This is a genomic window from Streptomyces torulosus, assembly GCF_001419765.1.
GTDB lineage: Bacteria > Actinomycetota > Actinomycetes > Streptomycetales > Streptomycetaceae > Streptomyces > Streptomyces torulosus.
Window position 1 is genome coordinate 1 of sequence record NZ_LIRK01000370.1, and the last position, 15,333, is coordinate 15,333.

The 15,333-nt window shown below is 69.7% G+C and carries 13 protein-coding genes; 11 read left to right on the top strand and 2 right to left on the bottom strand.

Annotated features, from left to right (window positions below; all coding sequences use genetic code 11):
• Positions 1 to 74 precede the first annotated feature (74 nt).
• Positions 75 to 650 carry an adenylosuccinate lyase gene (locus AOK23_RS25085; protein ID WP_055714909.1) on the bottom strand — a complete coding sequence of 192 codons (576 nt, stop codon included), beginning with the start codon at positions 648 to 650 and terminating at the stop codon, positions 75 to 77.
• Positions 651 to 1,017: 367 nt separating this feature from the next.
• Here AOK23_RS25085 and AOK23_RS25090 point away from each other — a divergent pair, with 367 nt between their 5' ends.
• The 10 genes from AOK23_RS25090 to AOK23_RS25135 all read left to right on the top strand — a co-directional run bounded on the left by AOK23_RS25090 (position 1,018) and on the right by AOK23_RS25135 (position 13,438).
• The gene (locus tag AOK23_RS25090) at positions 1,018 to 2,832 is read left to right on the top strand and encodes a 3-hydroxyacyl-CoA dehydrogenase family protein (RefSeq protein ID WP_055714910.1); all 1,815 of its coding nucleotides are present in this window, start codon (positions 1,018 to 1,020) and stop codon (positions 2,830 to 2,832) included.
• A 160-nt stretch (positions 2,833 to 2,992) separates the two neighbouring features.
• A complete protein-coding gene (locus AOK23_RS25095) occupies positions 2,993 to 3,802 on the top strand; it encodes a TetR family transcriptional regulator (RefSeq protein ID WP_206336286.1) in 810 nt (269 codons plus the stop codon).
• Positions 3,803 to 4,241: 439 nt separating this feature from the next.
• Positions 4,242 to 5,579, top strand: coding sequence for a crotonyl-CoA carboxylase/reductase (gene ccrA / locus AOK23_RS25100; RefSeq protein WP_055714912.1), 1,338 nt, complete (start codon positions 4,242 to 4,244; stop codon positions 5,577 to 5,579).
• Positions 5,580 to 5,596: 17 nt separating this feature from the next.
• Entirely contained in the window at positions 5,597 to 7,624 is a 2,028-nt protein-coding gene (locus AOK23_RS25105) for a protein meaA (RefSeq protein ID WP_055714913.1), read from the top strand.
• Positions 7,621 to 8,595, top strand: a complete 975-nt coding sequence (locus AOK23_RS25110) for an HpcH/HpaI aldolase/citrate lyase family protein (RefSeq protein ID WP_055714914.1) — start codon at positions 7,621 to 7,623, stop codon at positions 8,593 to 8,595. Before AOK23_RS25105 ends, AOK23_RS25110 begins: the two co-directional genes overlap by 4 nt.
• Positions 8,596 to 8,600: 5 nt before the next feature.
• Entirely contained in the window at positions 8,601 to 9,113 is a 513-nt protein-coding gene (locus tag AOK23_RS25115; protein ID WP_055714915.1) for a MaoC family dehydratase, read from the top strand.
• A 2-nt stretch (positions 9,114 to 9,115) separates the two neighbouring features.
• On the top strand, positions 9,116 to 10,321 hold the full coding sequence (locus AOK23_RS25120) for an acyl-CoA dehydrogenase family protein (protein WP_055714916.1): 1,206 nt from the start codon (positions 9,116 to 9,118) through the stop codon (positions 10,319 to 10,321).
• Between the two features lie 180 nt (positions 10,322 to 10,501).
• Positions 10,502 to 11,158, top strand: a complete 657-nt coding sequence (locus AOK23_RS25125; RefSeq protein WP_079049686.1) for a phosphatidylserine decarboxylase — start codon at positions 10,502 to 10,504, stop codon at positions 11,156 to 11,158.
• A 43-nt stretch (positions 11,159 to 11,201) separates the two neighbouring features.
• Positions 11,202 to 12,023, top strand: a complete 822-nt coding sequence (gene pssA, locus AOK23_RS25130) for a CDP-diacylglycerol--serine O-phosphatidyltransferase (protein ID WP_055537692.1) — start codon at positions 11,202 to 11,204, stop codon at positions 12,021 to 12,023.
• Between the two features lie 203 nt (positions 12,024 to 12,226).
• Positions 12,227 to 13,438 (top strand): alpha/beta fold hydrolase, encoded by a 1,212-nt coding sequence (locus AOK23_RS25135; protein ID WP_055714917.1) that lies wholly within the window; start codon positions 12,227 to 12,229, stop codon positions 13,436 to 13,438.
• Between the two features lie 51 nt (positions 13,439 to 13,489).
• On the opposite strand, the gene AOK23_RS25140 is transcribed toward AOK23_RS25135, so the two are convergent.
• Positions 13,490 to 14,659 carry a glycerate kinase gene (locus tag AOK23_RS25140; protein WP_055714918.1) on the bottom strand — a complete coding sequence of 390 codons (1,170 nt, stop codon included), beginning with the start codon at positions 14,657 to 14,659 and terminating at the stop codon, positions 13,490 to 13,492.
• Positions 14,660 to 14,832: 173 nt separating this feature from the next.
• Between AOK23_RS25140 and AOK23_RS25145 the strand changes: the two genes are divergently transcribed.
• On the top strand, positions 14,833 to 15,333 hold a 501-nt coding region (locus tag AOK23_RS25145), incomplete at its 3' end, for an ADP-ribosylglycohydrolase family protein (protein WP_169800329.1).

Below are 15,333 nucleotides of genomic sequence, written 5' to 3' on the forward strand. Positions count from 1 at the left end.
CCGGCGGAGGCGCCGCCCCCGAGGATCCACCCCGCCGATCCGCACGCACCCGGGGGCGGCGCCTCCGCCGGGCGTCAGCGCTGTCTCGGGATCCTGGCCAGGGCGTGCACCGCGGCCTCCGCCAGCGCCGGGTGGGCGAGCGCCTCGCTGAGGACCCGTCTGGCCCTGGTGTCGCCCAGCGCCCCGAGGCCCTCCACGCACGCGAGGGCCACCCGGCGGTAGGGGTCGTGCGGGGTGAGCCGGCGTTCGAGGGTGGTGATCAGCGCGGGCACGGCCTCGGGCGCGCGGAGCTCGACGAGCAGCCGGACCGGGTGCAGGGCGTAGGCGACGCGCAGTTCGTTGGTGGCGAGGGCGGCGGCCGCGCGGGCGGTGCGCGGGTCGCCGAGCCGGGCCAGGGCGTGGGCGGCCGAGGCGCAGCGGGGCGGGTCACGGTGGTTGAGGAGCAGGACGAGCGCCTCGAAGGCCCGCCGGTCCCCCGCCACCCCGAGCCGGAAGGCGGCCACCTCGCGGGCCCACAAGGGCTGTCCGGGCGCGGTGAGCACGGAGGCCAGCTCGTCGGTGTCCTCGGTGGCGAGGAGCCGTTCGCAGCCGGCCGATCCGCCCGACTCGTTCCGCACACGCTCCGTGAGTGATCGCAACGCTTCGTCCATACCGTCGAGATTACGGGCGGGGCTTGCCTTCAGGGACCTACCTCACAAAGACGGGGGCTGGCGCGCTCGTTACCCACCGGTTAAGCTCAGACGAGCGAGTGACCCACTCGTATTCGCTTCGACGGTCTGGTGACGCGGCCGTCGTGAGCGCAGTCGGTTCGGTACGCGCAGTACCGCAGTGCGACTCGGCCTCGGGACAGGGCCGGTCGGTTCAGCCGTTCCCCCTGGGCGTGTGCACGCCCACGGCGGCGGCACCGGGCGTGTGCGCTCGCAGCCCGGCAGCACCCGCACTCCACGCGCTGGTCGCGCCCTCGTCGGCGTACCCGGGCGCTTCCTCAGTCGTCACCCTCATCCCTGGAGTCCCGCGATGGCCACTCCCCTTTCCGACTCGCCCCTGTCCCCGCAGTCCCCTCTCACCACGATCGCCGTCATCGGCCTCGGCACCATGGGCACCGGCATCGCCGAGGTGCTGACCCGGGCCGGCCGCGAGGTCATCGGCATCGACATCAGCGAGGCGGCCGCCGCCCGTGCCGTCGCGGCGCTGGAGTCCTCGACGGAGCGTGCCGTGGCACGCGGACGGATCACCGAGCGGGAACGCGGTGACGCCCTCGCCCGCTTCCGCACCTTCACCGACCTGCGGGCCGCCGCCGACGCCGACCTGGTGATCGAGGTCGTCCCGGAGTCGTACGACATCAAGCAGCAGGTCTTCCGGGAGCTGGACGCGATCGTGCGTCCCGAGACGGTGCTCGCGACCGGCACCAACGCCCTCTCGGTCACCCGGCTGGCCGCCGACTCGGCGCACCCCGAGCGGGTGCTGGGGCTGCACTTCTTCAACCCGGCGCCCGCGATGAAGCTGGTCGAGGTGGTCTCCTCGGTGCTGACCGCGCCGCAGGCCGTCAGCGCCGTCACGAACCTCGCGCTCGACCTGGGCAAGGAGCCCGTCGCGGTCGGCGACCGGCCCGGATTCGTCGCCGACGGGCTGCTGTTCGGCTACCTCAACCAGGCCGCCGCGATGTACGAGGCCAAGTACGCCTCCCGCGAGGACATCGACGCGGCGATGCGGCTCGGCTGCGGTCTGCCGATGGGCCCGCTGGCGCTGCTCGACCTGATCGGCGTCGACACCGCCCGTACGGTCCTGGAGGCCATGTACGCGGCCTCGCACGACCGGCTGCACGCGCCGGCGCCGATCCTGAAGCAGCTCAGCGAGGCGGGCCTGACGGGCCGCAAGTCGGGGCGCGGCTTCTACACCTACGAGGCGCCCGGCTCCGCCACCGTCGTGCGGGACGCCCTGACGCCGCTGGAGGGGGTCGCCACGGTCCCCGGGCGCACGGTCCGCTCGGTCGGCGTGGCGGGCTCCGGGACCATGGCGTCCGGGATCGCCGAGGTGTTCGCCAAGTCCGGCTACGAGGTCGTCCTGGCCGCGCGCACCGAGGAGAAGGCGCAGGCCGCCAAGGCCCGTATCGGCAAGTCGCTGTCGCGGTCGGTCGACAAGGGCCGGATGACGGTCGAGGCCGCCGCCGAGACCCTGGACCGGATCACCCCGGCGGGCTCGTACGACGCGTTCGCGGACGTCGACCTGGCGCTGGAGGCCGTGGCGGAGGACCTGGAGGTCAAGCGGCAGCTGTTCGCGACCTTCGACAAGGTCTGCAAGCCGGGGGCGATCCTCGCCACCACCACGTCCTCGCTGCCCGTCGTGGCCTGCGCCCGCGCGACCTCGCGCCCGCAGGACGTGATCGGGATGCACTTCTTCAACCCGGCGCCGGCGATGAAGCTGGTCGAGGTGGTCCGCACGGTCCTGACCGCCGAGGACGTCCACGCCACCGTCCGCGAGCTGTGCGGCGCCATCCGCAAGCACCCGGTGGACTGCGGCGACCGGGCCGGATTCATCGTGAACGCGCTGCTGTTCCCGTACCTGAACAACGCGATCAAGATGGTGCAGGAGCACTACGCGACGCTGGACGACATCGACGCGGCGATGAAGCTGGGCGGCGGTTACCCGATGGGGCCGTTCGAACTGCTGGACGTGGTGGGGCTGGACGTCTCGCTGGCCATCGAGAAGGTCCTGCACCGCGAGTTCCGCGACCCGGGGCTCGCCCCCGCGCCGCTGCTGGAGCACCTGGTGGCCGCGGGCTGCCTCGGCCGCAAGACCGGCCGCGGCTTCCGCGAATATGCCAAGCGCTGAGCGGCCGGGCGACTGGTTCCACGAGGGCACGGACTGGGGCGGACTGCTCTCCCCGGGCGGCCGGTCCGTGCCCTCCGGCACCCGTACTCCCCCGCCCGCGCGGGGCGGGGGGATCGGTGGACCTGCGCACTCTCCTGCGCGGATGCAGTACGTTCGGGGCATGTCCCAGCCCGCCAAGTCCTCACGTACACCAGCTACGCCCGACGCGCCGGAGAGTGCCGCGGGCAGTCGTGCCGCCGCCCAACGGCTCAAGATGCGCCGGGAACTGGCGGCCGCGGCCATGGAGCTGTTCTCGACCAAGGGGTACGAGGCGACCACCGTCGACGAGATCGCGGCGGCGGCCGGTGTCGCCCGCCGCACCTTCTTCCGCCACTTCCGCTCCAAGGAAGAGGCGATCTTCCCGGACCACGACGACACCCTGATCCGCGCCGAGGCCGTGCTCAACGCGGCACCGGCGCACGAGCACCCGCTCGACACGGTGTGCCGGGGCATCAAGGAAGTCATGAAGATGTACGCGGCGCGGCCGGAGATCTCGGTCGCCCGCTACAAGCTGACCCGCGAGGTCCCCACCCTGCGCGAGGCGGAGATCGCCTCCGTGGCCCGCTACGAGCGCCTCTTCACCCGCTACCTGCTGGGCCACTTCGACGAGCACGCCCATGTCGACGACGGCAACGACGACCCGCTGCTCGCCGAGGTGGCCGCGTCGGCGGTCGTCACCGCCCACAACCACGTCCTGCGCCGCTGGCTCCGCTCCGGCGGCCAGGGCGACGTGGAGACCCAGCTCGACCACGCGTTCGCCATCGTCCGCAAGACCTTCGGCACCGGCATCGGCGCCGGCCGCTCCATGCCCCCGGAACCGGCCACCGCGACGGCCTCCACCCACGGCGAGGTCCTCGTGACCGTGGCCCGCACGGACGCCCCGCTGGACGAGGTCATGCGCACGATCGAAGAGGCCCTCCGCGACCGCTGACGCCTCCCGCGGGGCCTCTCGGAACCCCTCTTTACTCATCGGTAACTGTGATGACGGCCACCCCTCCGGGTGGCCGTTTTGGCATGTCAGAGCCCCTTTTTAACCCTCGCCTGATCGATCATCGCTCAAGTGTTACGTAAAGATTTCACCTGAGCGAACTTTCTGGCACTCGGTGCCTTGCGGGGTGACACGGCGTGCCATACGTTGAGAGTGTCCGGGCGGCCGGCGAACAGAGAACTCCCGTACGCCGACTGTCCCCGCAAGCCACGTGCCTGCGCGCCCGGACGCCTGCGTCACAGGCACCCTTCCGCGCCACAAAGCGCCGCCGAGAGCACCACCCCTCCGCCGAACCGACGGCACCACCCAGACAGATCAGCAGCACCCCGACGTAACCCTCAACAGCGTCTTCCCTCGGACGCTCGTCGCCGGAGGCACCACCGTGAAGGAAATCCTGGACGCGATCCAGTCGCCGGAGTCCACGTCCGCCGACTTCGCCGCTCTGCCGCTCCCCGAGTCGTACCGTGCGATCACCGTGCACAAGGACGAGACGGAGATGTTCGCGGGCCTCGAGACCCGCGACAAGGACCCCCGCAAGTCGATCCACCTCGACGAGGTCCCCCTGCCCGAGCTCGGCCCGGGCGAGGCCCTGGTGGCCGTCATGGCCTCGTCGGTCAACTACAACTCGGTGTGGACGTCGATCTTCGAACCGCTGTCGACGTTCGGCTTCCTGGAGCGCTACGGCCGGCTCAGCGAGCTGACCAAGCGCCACGACCTGCCGTACCACATCATCGGCTCCGACCTCGCGGGCGTCGTCCTGCGCACCGGCCCCGGCGTCAACGCCTGGAAGCCCGGTGACGAGGTCGTCGCGCACTGCCTGTCCGTCGAGCTGGAGTCCAGCGACGGCCACAACGACACCATGCTCGACCCCGAGCAGCGCATCTGGGGCTTCGAGACCAACTTCGGTGGTCTCGCCGAGATCGCGCTGGTCAAGTCCAACCAGCTGATGCCGAAGCCGGACCACCTCAGCTGGGAGGAGGCCGCCGCCCCGGGTCTGGTCAACTCCACCGCCTACCGCCAGCTCGTCTCCCGCAACGGCGCCGCCATGAAGCAGGGCGACAACGTCCTGATCTGGGGCGCGAGCGGCGGACTCGGCTCCTACGCCACGCAGTTCGCGCTCGCGGGCGGCGCCAACCCGATCTGTGTCGTCTCCTCGCCGCAGAAGGCGGAGATCTGCCGGTCCATGGGCGCCGAGGCGATCATCGACCGCAACGCCGAGGGCTACAAGTTCTGGAAGGACGAGTCCACCCAGGACCCCAAGGAGTGGAAGCGCTTCGGCAAGCGCATCCGCGAGCTCACCGGCGGCGAGGACATCGACATCGTCTTCGAGCACCCCGGCCGCGAGACCTTCGGCGCCTCCGTCTACGTCACCCGCAAGGGCGGCACCATCACCACCTGCGCGTCGACCTCGGGCTACATGCACGAGTACGACAACCGCTACCTGTGGATGTCGCTGAAGCGGATCATCGGCTCGCACTTCGCCAACTACCGCGAGGCCTGGGAGGCCAACCGGCTCATCGCGAAGGGCAAGATCCACCCGACCCTGTCGAAGGTGTACTCCCTGGAGGACACCGGCCAGGCCGCCTACGACGTGCACCGCAACCTCCACCAGGGCAAGGTCGGCGTGCTCTGCCTCGCCCCCGAGGAGGGTCTGGGCGTGCGCGACCAGGCCAAGCGCGACCAGCACATCGACGCCATCAACCGCTTCCGCAACATCTGAGACACCCGGGAGCACAGATGACTGAGCGCCAGAAGGACCGGCCGTGGCTCATGCGCACGTACGCCGGCCACTCCACGGCAGAGGCGTCCAACGAGCTGTACCGGCGCAACCTCGCCAAGGGCCAGACCGGTCTGTCGGTGGCGTTCGACCTGCCGACGCAGACCGGGTACGACTCCGACCACATCCTCGCCCGCGGCGAGGTCGGCCGGGTGGGCGTGCCGGTCGCGCACCTCGGTGACATGCGCCGGCTGTTCCAGGACATCCCCCTGGAGCAGATGAACACCTCGATGACCATCAACGCCACCGCCATGTGGCTGCTGGCGCTCTACCAGGTCGTCGCCGAGGAACAGGGTGCGGACATCACCCAGCTCCAGGGCACGACCCAGAACGACATCGTCAAGGAATACCTGTCGCGGGGAACCCATGTCTTCCCGCCGGGGCCCTCACTCCGGCTGACGACGGACATGATCGCGTACACGGTCTCCCACATCCCGAAGTGGAACCCGATCAACATCTGCAGCTACCACCTGCAGGAGGCGGGCGCCACGCCGGTCCAGGAGATCGCGTACGCGATGTCCACCGCGATCGCGGTTCTCGACGCCGTGCGCGACTCGGGGCAGGTTCCCGAGGAGAAGTTCGGGGACGTCGTGGCCCGTATCTCCTTCTTCGTGAACGCGGGCGTCCGCTTCATCGAGGAGATGTGCAAGATGCGGGCGTTCGGGCGGATCTGGGACCGGATCACGCGCGAGCGGTACGGCATCGAGAACCCCAAGCAGCGCCGCTTCCGGTACGGCGTCCAGGTCAACTCCCTCGGGCTGACCGAGGCGCAACCGGAGAACAACGTCCAGCGGATCGTGCTGGAGATGCTGGCCGTGACCCTCTCCAAGGACGCACGCGCGCGTGCCGTGCAGCTGCCCGCCTGGAACGAGGCGCTGGGGCTGCCCCGGCCGTGGGACCAGCAGTGGTCGCTGCGCATCCAGCAGGTCCTCGCCCACGAGAGCGACCTGCTGGAGTACGCGGACATCTTCGAGGGCTCCCACGTCATCGAGGCGAAGGTCGCCGCGCTGGTGGAGGAGTCGCTCACCGAGATCGAGCGGATCCAGGAGATGGGCGGCGCGATGGCCGCCGTCGAGTCGGGCTATCTGAAGTCGCAGCTCGTCGCCTCGCACGCCGAGCGGCGGGCGCGGATCGAGTCCGGCCAGGAGAAGATCGTCGGCGTCAACATCTTCGAGACGACCGAGCCGAACCCCCTCACGGCCGACCTGGACACCGCGATCCAGACGGTCGACCCGGCCGTCGAGGCCCGTGTCATCGCCTCCCTCCAGCACTGGCGGGACACGCGCTACCAGCCGCCCTTCAACCACCCGCGCCCGTGCAAGGCGCTGGAGCGGCTGAAGGAGGCCGCGAAGGGCACCGACAACCTCATGGAGGCCACCCTGGAGTGCGCCCGCGCCGGGGTCACGACCGGCGAGTGGGCCGGGGCCCTGCGTGAGGTGTTCGGGGAGTTCCGGGCGCCGACCGGTGTCTCCTCCGCCCCGGTGGCGGTGGCGGCCGAGGAGGGCTCGGCCCTGTCCGGGGTGCGGCGCAAGGTCGAGCTGACCGCGCGGGACCTCGGTGTCGGCAAGCTCCGCTTCCTGGTCGGCAAGCCGGGCCTGGACGGGCACTCCAACGGGGCCGAGCAGATAGCCGTGCGGGCCCGTGACGCCGGGTTCGAGGTGGTCTACCAGGGCATCCGGCTCACCCCCGAGCAGATCGTGGACGCGGCCCTCGCCGAGGACGTGCACGCGGTGGGGCTGTCCATCCTCTCCGGCTCGCACGCGCAGCTCGTCCCGGACGTCCTGGAGCGGCTGCGGGACGCCGGTGCCACCGACATCCCGGTGATCGCCGGCGGGATCATCCCGAACGCCGACGCCGCGCAGCTCAGGGCCGCCGGAGTGGCCGCCGTGTTCACCCCGAAGGACTTCGACATCACCGGGATCATCGGCCGTATCGTCGACGAGATCCGCAAGGCCAACAAGCTCGACCCCCTGGAGGTCCCCGCATGACCAGCCCTGTTCCCCAGGTGAACCGCCTTCGCCCGCGGCGCTCCTGCCTCGCGGTGCCGGGAAGCAACCCCCGCTTCCTGGAGAAGGCCCAGGGCCTCCCCGCCGACCAGGTCTTCCTCGACCTGGAGGACGCCTGCGCCCCGCTCGCCAAGCCCGAGGCGCGGCACACCATCGTCAAGTTCCTCAACGAGGGCGACTGGACCGGCAAGACGCGGGTGGTGCGCGTCAACGACTGGACGACGGAGTGGACGTACCGCGATGTCGTCACCGTGGTCGAGGGGGCCGGCCAGAACCTCGACTGCATCATGCTGCCGAAGGTGCAGACGGCCCAGCAGGTCGTCGCGCTGGACCTGCTGCTGACGCAGATCGAGAAGACGATGGGCTTCGAGGTCGGCAAGATCGGCATCGAGGCGCAGATCGAGAACGCGCAGGGCCTCAACAACGTCAACGAGATCGCGCAGGCCTCCCCGCGTGTCGAGACGATCATCTTCGGCCCGGCCGACTTCATGGCGTCGATCAACATGAAGTCGCTGGTCGTGGGCGAGCAGCCGCCCGGCTACCCGGCGGACGCCTACCACTACATCCTGATGAAGATCCTGATGGCGGCCCGCGCCAACAACCTCCAGGCGATCGACGGCCCCTACCTCCAGATCCGCAACATCGACGGCTACCGCGAGGTCGCCCAGCGCGCCGCCGCCCTCGGATTCGACGGCAAGTGGGTGCTGCACCCGGGCCAGGTCGAGGCGTCCAACGAGATCTTCTCGCCCTCGCAGGAGGACTACGACCACGCCGAGCTGATCCTGGACGCGTACGACTACTACACGTCCGAGGCGGGCGGCAAGAAGGGCTCCGCGATGCTCGGCGACGAGATGATCGACGAGGCCAGCCGCAAGATGGCGCTGGTCATCTCCGGCAAGGGCCGTGCCGCCGGCATGCAGCGCACCAGCAAGTTCGAGATCCCGGAGGCCTGAGCGCGATGCAGTTCGGACGCACCTACGAGGAGTTCGAGGTCGGGGCCGTCTACAAGCACTGGCCCGGGAAGACGGTTACGGAGTACGACGACCACCTCTTCTGTCTCCTCACCATGAACCACCACCCGCTCCACATGGACGCGAACTACGCCGAGAGCACGACGGACTTCGGCAAGAACGTCGTCGTCGGCAACTACATCTACTCGCTGCTGCTCGGCATGTCCGTCCCGGACGTCTCCGGCAAGGCGATCGCGAACCTGGAGATCGAGTCGCTGCGGCACGTGGCGCCGACCTTCCACGGCGACACGATCTACGGCGAGACGACCGTGCTGGACAAGTGGCCGTCGAAGTCGAAGAACGACCGCGGCATCGTCCATGTCGAGACCAAGGGCTACAAGCAGGACGGCACCCTCGTGTGCGTCTTCCGCCGCAAGGTGATGGTGCCCACCGAGACGTACATCAAGGAGCGCGGCGGCGAGCAGCCCGGCCGCCCCGAACTCGAGCAGCAGGAGAAGTAGCCATGGCGCGACTCGCCCAGACCGCCGGTCTGACCGACATCCAGCAGGAGATCCTCTCCACCGTCCGCGACTTCGTGGACAAGGAGATCCTCCCGGTCGCGACCGAGCTGGAGCACCGCGACGAGTACCCGCAAGCGATCGTCGACGGGCTCAAGGAACTGGGTCTGTTCGGTCTGATGATCCCCGAGGAGTACGGCGGTCTGGGCGAGTCCCTCCTCACCTACGCGCTGTGCGTGGAGGAGATCGCCCGCGGCTGGATGTCCGTGTCCGGGATCATCAACACGCACTTCATCGTGGCGTACATGCTCAAGCAGCACGGCACCGAGGAGCAGAAGGAGTACTTCCTGCCGCGTATGGCGGCCGGCGACGTCCGCGGCGCCTTCTCGATGTCGGAGCCGGGGCTCGGCTCGGATGTGTCGGCGATCACATCGAAGGCGGTCAAGGACGGCGACGAGTACGTCCTGAACGGTCAGAAGATGTGGCTGACGAACGGCGGGACGTCAACCCTTGTCGCCGTTCTCGTCCGAAGTGACGAAGGACACCCCGAGGGCACGGCGCCCCACAAGTCGATGACGACCTTCCTGGTGGAGAAGGAGCCCGGCTTCGGAGAGGTCCGGCCCGGCCTGACCATTCCCGGGAAGATCGACAAGATGGGGTACAAGGGCGTCGACACGACCGAACTCATCATGGACGGACTGCGCATTCCGGCCAATCGTGTACTCGGCGGCGTCACCGGGCGAGGGTTTTACCAAATGATGGACGGTGTCGAGGTGGGCCGCGTGAATGTGGCCGCGCGTGGCTGCGGTGTCGCGCAGCGTGCATTCGAGCTGGGTGTGCGGTACGCCCAGCAGCGCCACACCTTCGGCAAGCAGATCGCCCAGCACCAGGCGATCCAGTTCAAGCTGGCCGAGATGGCTACCAAGGTCGAGGCCGCTCATGCCATGATGGTGAACGCAGCACGCAAAAAGGACTCGGGCGAACGAAACGACCTCGAAGCAGGGATGGCGAAGTACCTCGCCTCCGAATACTGCAAAGAAGTCGTCGAGGACGCTTTCCGGATCCACGGCGGCTACGGCTTCTCCAAGGAGTACGAGATCGAGCGCCTCTACCGCGAGGCCCCGATGCTGCTCATCGGTGAAGGTACCGCCGAAATCCAGAAAATGATCATCGGTCGCCGGCTACTCGAGGAGTATCGATTCCAGGGTTAGTCCAGGGTCGAATGTCTGGTTCGGGGTGTTTTCTTCGAGAAGAAGATCACACCCCGTCAGCAGTGTTCGGCCGTCGACTCGGCTTCCTGGCTTGCCCAGTTGCGGCCCGCGACCGGTACGATCCCGGGAAAGCCGCCGTCCCCTGTCACCGCGCGGCATCATCCGCTACGAAGGTCATCCATGCCCCACAGCCAAACCTCTGCACCTCGCGACAGCCTCGCTGGCGTACGGCTCGCGCGCGGAGCATCGCCGTGGCTTCTCCCGACCGTCGCCACCGCAGCACTCAGCCTCGCCCGCTCGCGCCGCTCCGGCGCCGCGCGGGCCGTGGCCGTACCCGCCACCGCGCTGGCGGCGGGCATGCTGTGGTTCTTCCGCGACCCCGAGCGTGAGATCGCCCAGGGCCGGGTCATCTCGCCCGCCGACGGAGTGGTGCAGAGCATCATGCCGTGGAAGGACGGCCGGACCCGCGTCGCGATCTTCATGAGCCCGCTCAACGTCCACGTGAACCGCGCGCCGCTCTCCGGCACGGTGACGTCCGTCGAGCACATCCCGGGCGGGTTCGTCCCGGCGTTCAACAAGGAGAGCGAGAACAACGAGCGCGTCGTCTGGCACTTCGACACCGAACTCGGTGACATCGAGATGATCCAGATCGCCGGCGCCGTGGCTCGCCGCATCGTTCCGTACGTTCCCGAGGGCACCAAGGTCGAGCAGGGTGACCGGATCGGGCTGATCCGCTTCGGTTCGCGGGTCGACATCTACCTGCCCGAGGGCGTGGAGGTCGACGTCGAGGTGGGTCAGAAGACCGTGGCTGGAGTGACTCGCATTGACCGTGATTGATCCTGATACACAGGCCGGGAAGACCGGCCCGGCGACCGACTGGATGCCGGACGTCGACGAGGCGGAGGACGACGCGGAGGAGATGCCGCTGTCGCTGCGCCTGTCGATAGCGGACACGCTCACCCTGGGCAACGCCACGTGCGGCTTCATGGCGGTGTACTTCACCACCACGGGCATCCTGATCCCGCACATCACGGGCAGCCAGGAGACGGGCATGGCCCGCCACAGCGCGGCCACGGCGGTCATCCTGATGCTCTGCGCGGCGATCTTCGACCTGTTCGACGGGCTGGTGGCGCGCAAGCTCCGCTCCTCGCCGATGGGCGCGGAGCTGGACAACCTCTCCGACCTGATCAGCTTCGGTCTGGCGCCGGCGTACTTCGTCCTCGTCTACGGCATGGTCGCGAACGACGCGCACCAGCGGGTGGCCGCGGTGGGCGCGATCGTCGTGCTGCTGGCGGTGGTGCTGAGGCTCGCCAGATTCTCCTGCGTGACCGTGAAGGACGGCACCTTCCAGGGCATGCCGTCGCCGTTCGGCGCGCTGACCGTGGTGTCGATCGTGCTCCTGGAGCTGCCCTTCGAGGCGACGCTCCTGGCGATCCTCGGCACGGCGTGGCTGATGGTGAGCCGGGTCGAGTACCCGAAGCCGCGGGGTGTCCTCGCGGTCGCGATGCTCTCCTGGATCGTCCTGTCCATGGGGCTTCTGGCGGCGTGGGCCTTCGCGGCCCCCGGCGGGCAGTTCCTCCTCCAGGCCGGCTGCGCCCTGCAGCTCGTCATGGGCGCGGTCATCCCCCTGTTCGCCACGGCCCGCCGGGTGAACACCTTCCGCGACAACCGGCGTGAGGCGCGGGCGGCACAGCTGCCCTGACCCCCTCCGTCACCGACAGGTGTGGCCCGAGCCTTCCCGGCTCGGGCCACACCTGTTTCGCGTTCAATGGTGTCGGCGCCTTGCCCTTGAGGGGTCAACTACCTCACGTACGGGCCCAGTTGCCGCGCGCGAGGAGGGAGAGGAGGGTGGAAAGGAGGGGGTTTCAGGCCAGTTGAACCTTTTGCCACCTCCAGGAGACGGACATGACCTCGTACGAACTGAGAGAGCACAAGGTCAAGCTCAGCTCGATCATGCCGGCGACCAAGGGCATGGAGATCGTGCTGCCCGTACGGGAGTACGACGGCACCCATGGCCACGACCGCCAGCCGGTGCTGATGCTGCACGGCAGAAGCGTGCCGGCGCTGGCGGGCTGCGACCTCGTACAGGTGCCCGGCGGCGACCCCGACCGGTACAGCTGGGCGAAGGAGCTGGCGCAGGCCGGCTACGACGTCTTCATCATGGATCTCCAGGGCTCCGGCAGGTCGACCCGCCCGAGTCAGATGGACGACCCGTGCAACACGAACCCGGCCCAGCAGCAGTCGGTCCTCGTCGACCACACCATCCCCGCGCCCTGCCCACCCCAGTACAAGACCGAACTGGGCAATTCGCTGAGCGACTGGGCGGAGTTCGGGGCGGTGGTCCAGTTCATCCAGTCCGAGGTGGGCGGGAACAAGAAGATCCGCTTCGTCGGCTGGTCCGCTGCCTCGTTCATCATGGGGCCCTACACCCTCCAGCACCCCGAGCAGGTCGAGAGTCTGTTGCTGCTCGCTCCGATGTTCCCGCCGCGGGGCCGGTGGTCCCAGCAGGAGGCCAACCCGTTCGGCCGGCCGCCGGAGGCCACCACGCTGCCGGTCGGGAAGCCTGTCCTGCAGTTCGGCTACCCGATGCTCGTCACGAGCAAGAGCGGCTTCAAGCAGACCCTGACCGGCCCCGAGGGCCTGTGGGAGGACGGCATCGGCGAACTCGTGTGGGCCGCCTGCATGGAGGACGACCCCGTCGCCAGCAAGTGGGGCCCGCAGGTGAACGGCAATCGCGAGGGCGTCCTGAGGTACCGGAACACCTACTGGTGGGGATGGAACAACAAGACCGCTCCGCTCAAGAAGGACGGCGCGCACATCCTCGGCGAGAGGGTCCCCGTGCTCATCATCTACGGCGAGGAGGACCGCACGGCCGTCACGCGCACACCGATGTCGGACGACCTGTTCTTCTCCGTCCCGGACCTCTACACGGCCATCGGGGGCACCCGGAAGCTGATGTTCTGCTTCGAGGGGTCGGGCCACTCCATGGTCTGGGAGACCACCGCGAAGACCGTCCACCACTTCTCGAAGCGCTGGTTCCAGAACGGCAAGGTGGAGGGCCTCGGCAGGGGCAGCTACTTCCGCGAATTCGACGGCAACCTGATCGAGCTGCCCTAGGGGGCTGCGCAAGCCCGGCGCAGCGCCCGCACCGCCCCCTGGCGGATCAGGTCAGGTCAGGAAGTCCCGGGCGATCCCCTCGGCCACCCGCTCCAGGATCGGGCCCGGGTCGGCGAGGCAGCGGGCCATGTCCGGCTCGGCCTCCGTCAGCGGGTACGCCCGACGGATGCCGGCGCGACCCAGCGCCTCCGGGGGCAGGGCCAGGCGACCGCAGACCGCCACGACCTCCTTGCCCGCCGCCCGCGCGGCCGCGGCGACCCCCGCGGGCGCCTTGCCGTGCAGCGTCTGCTCGTCCAGGGAGCCCTCGCCGGTGATCACCAGCGTGGCCTTGTCCAGCGCCTCGGCGAAGCCCAGGACGTCGAGCATCACCTCGATGCCGGGGCGGAAGCGGGCGCCGAGGACGAGGGCGCCGTAGCCGATGCCGCCCGCGGCGCCCGCGCCGGGCGCGAGCGCGTGCTCGGCGGCCCGGCCGCCGAGCTGCTTCTCCAGGACGGCCGCGAAGTGTGCGAGCGCCGCGTCGAGGACCGCCACGTCCTCGGGGCTCGCGCCCTTCTGCGGGCCGTACACCGCGGGCGCCCCCTTGGGGCCCGTCAGCGGGTTGTCGACGTCGCTCGCCAGGACGAGGTCGAGGGAGGCGAACCTGGGGTCCAGGTCCGACAGGTCCGCCGTCACCAGGTCGCGCAGTCCGCCGCCGCCCGGCCCGACGGGCTCGCCCGCCGCGTCCAGGAAGCGTGCCCCCAGGGCGGCGAGCATGCCCGCGCCGCCGTCCGTGGTGGCGCTGCCGCCCACCCCGAACACGATCGTGCGGGCGCCGGCGTCGAGCGCGGCGCGCAACAGCTCTCCGGAGCCGTACGTGGAGGCGGTGAGCGGTGCGAAGACCCCTGCGGGCAGCAGCTGCAACCCGCTCGCCTCGGCCATCTCGACCACGGCGGTGTCGCCGCGCAGCGCGTACGCGGCGGTCACGGGCTCGCCCAGCGGGCCGGTCACCCGTACCTCGTGGCGGGTGAATCCGGCGGCGACCGCGGCGGCCACCGTGCCGTCTCCCCCGTCGGCCACCGGCAGCGCCTCGACCTCCAGGTCCGGCAGGACCCGGCGCAGGCCCGCCGTCACCCGCTCGGCGACCTGGACGGCGGTGAGCGTGCCCTTGAACTTGTCCGCGGCGATCAGCACCCGCGGGATTGCCGTGCCGGTGTCGGTCCCGTCCACTACGGCGTTCGCCACCTTGCGTTCCCCTCGCTCATCGGGCCTTGCGCATGTCAAGGCAGTCGCGCCGCTGTGACCCTAACCTCACCGGGGCGCCTCCGTCATGCCCCGCCCCGCCCATCGAGCGCGACACGCCGCGTACCCGCCCGTTCACCGAGCGCAGATCCGCGGAATTGGGTAGACCTTCAGCCATGACCCCTGTGGGCAGCGAACTCGCCGACCGCGTACTCGGAGGCTGGCTGGGCCGGATCGCGGGCAACATGCTCGGCAAGCCGGTCGAGCAGGGCGACCACTGGACGCGGGAGCGCATCGACCGCTATCTGCGCCGCGCCGACGCGCTGCCCCTCACCGACTACCTGCCGGAGCCGACCGACGACAGCGACCGGCTCGCGCTGCGTCCCGAGTGGCGGGAGTGCGTGCGCGGCCGCGTCCACGGCAGCTGCCGCGACGACGACGTCGACTACGCGATCCTCGGGCTGCACCTGCTGGAGACGCACGGATTCGACTTCACCACCGAGCAGGTCGGCGACCTGTGGCTGCTGCGGTTGCCGTATCTCCAGACGTTCACGGCGGAGCGGGCGGCCTACCGCAATCTGGCCAATGGTCTGAAGCCCCCGCTGACGGCCACGTACGACAATCCGTACCAGGAGTGGATCGGCGCCCTCATCCGCGCCGACGTCCACGGCTGGACC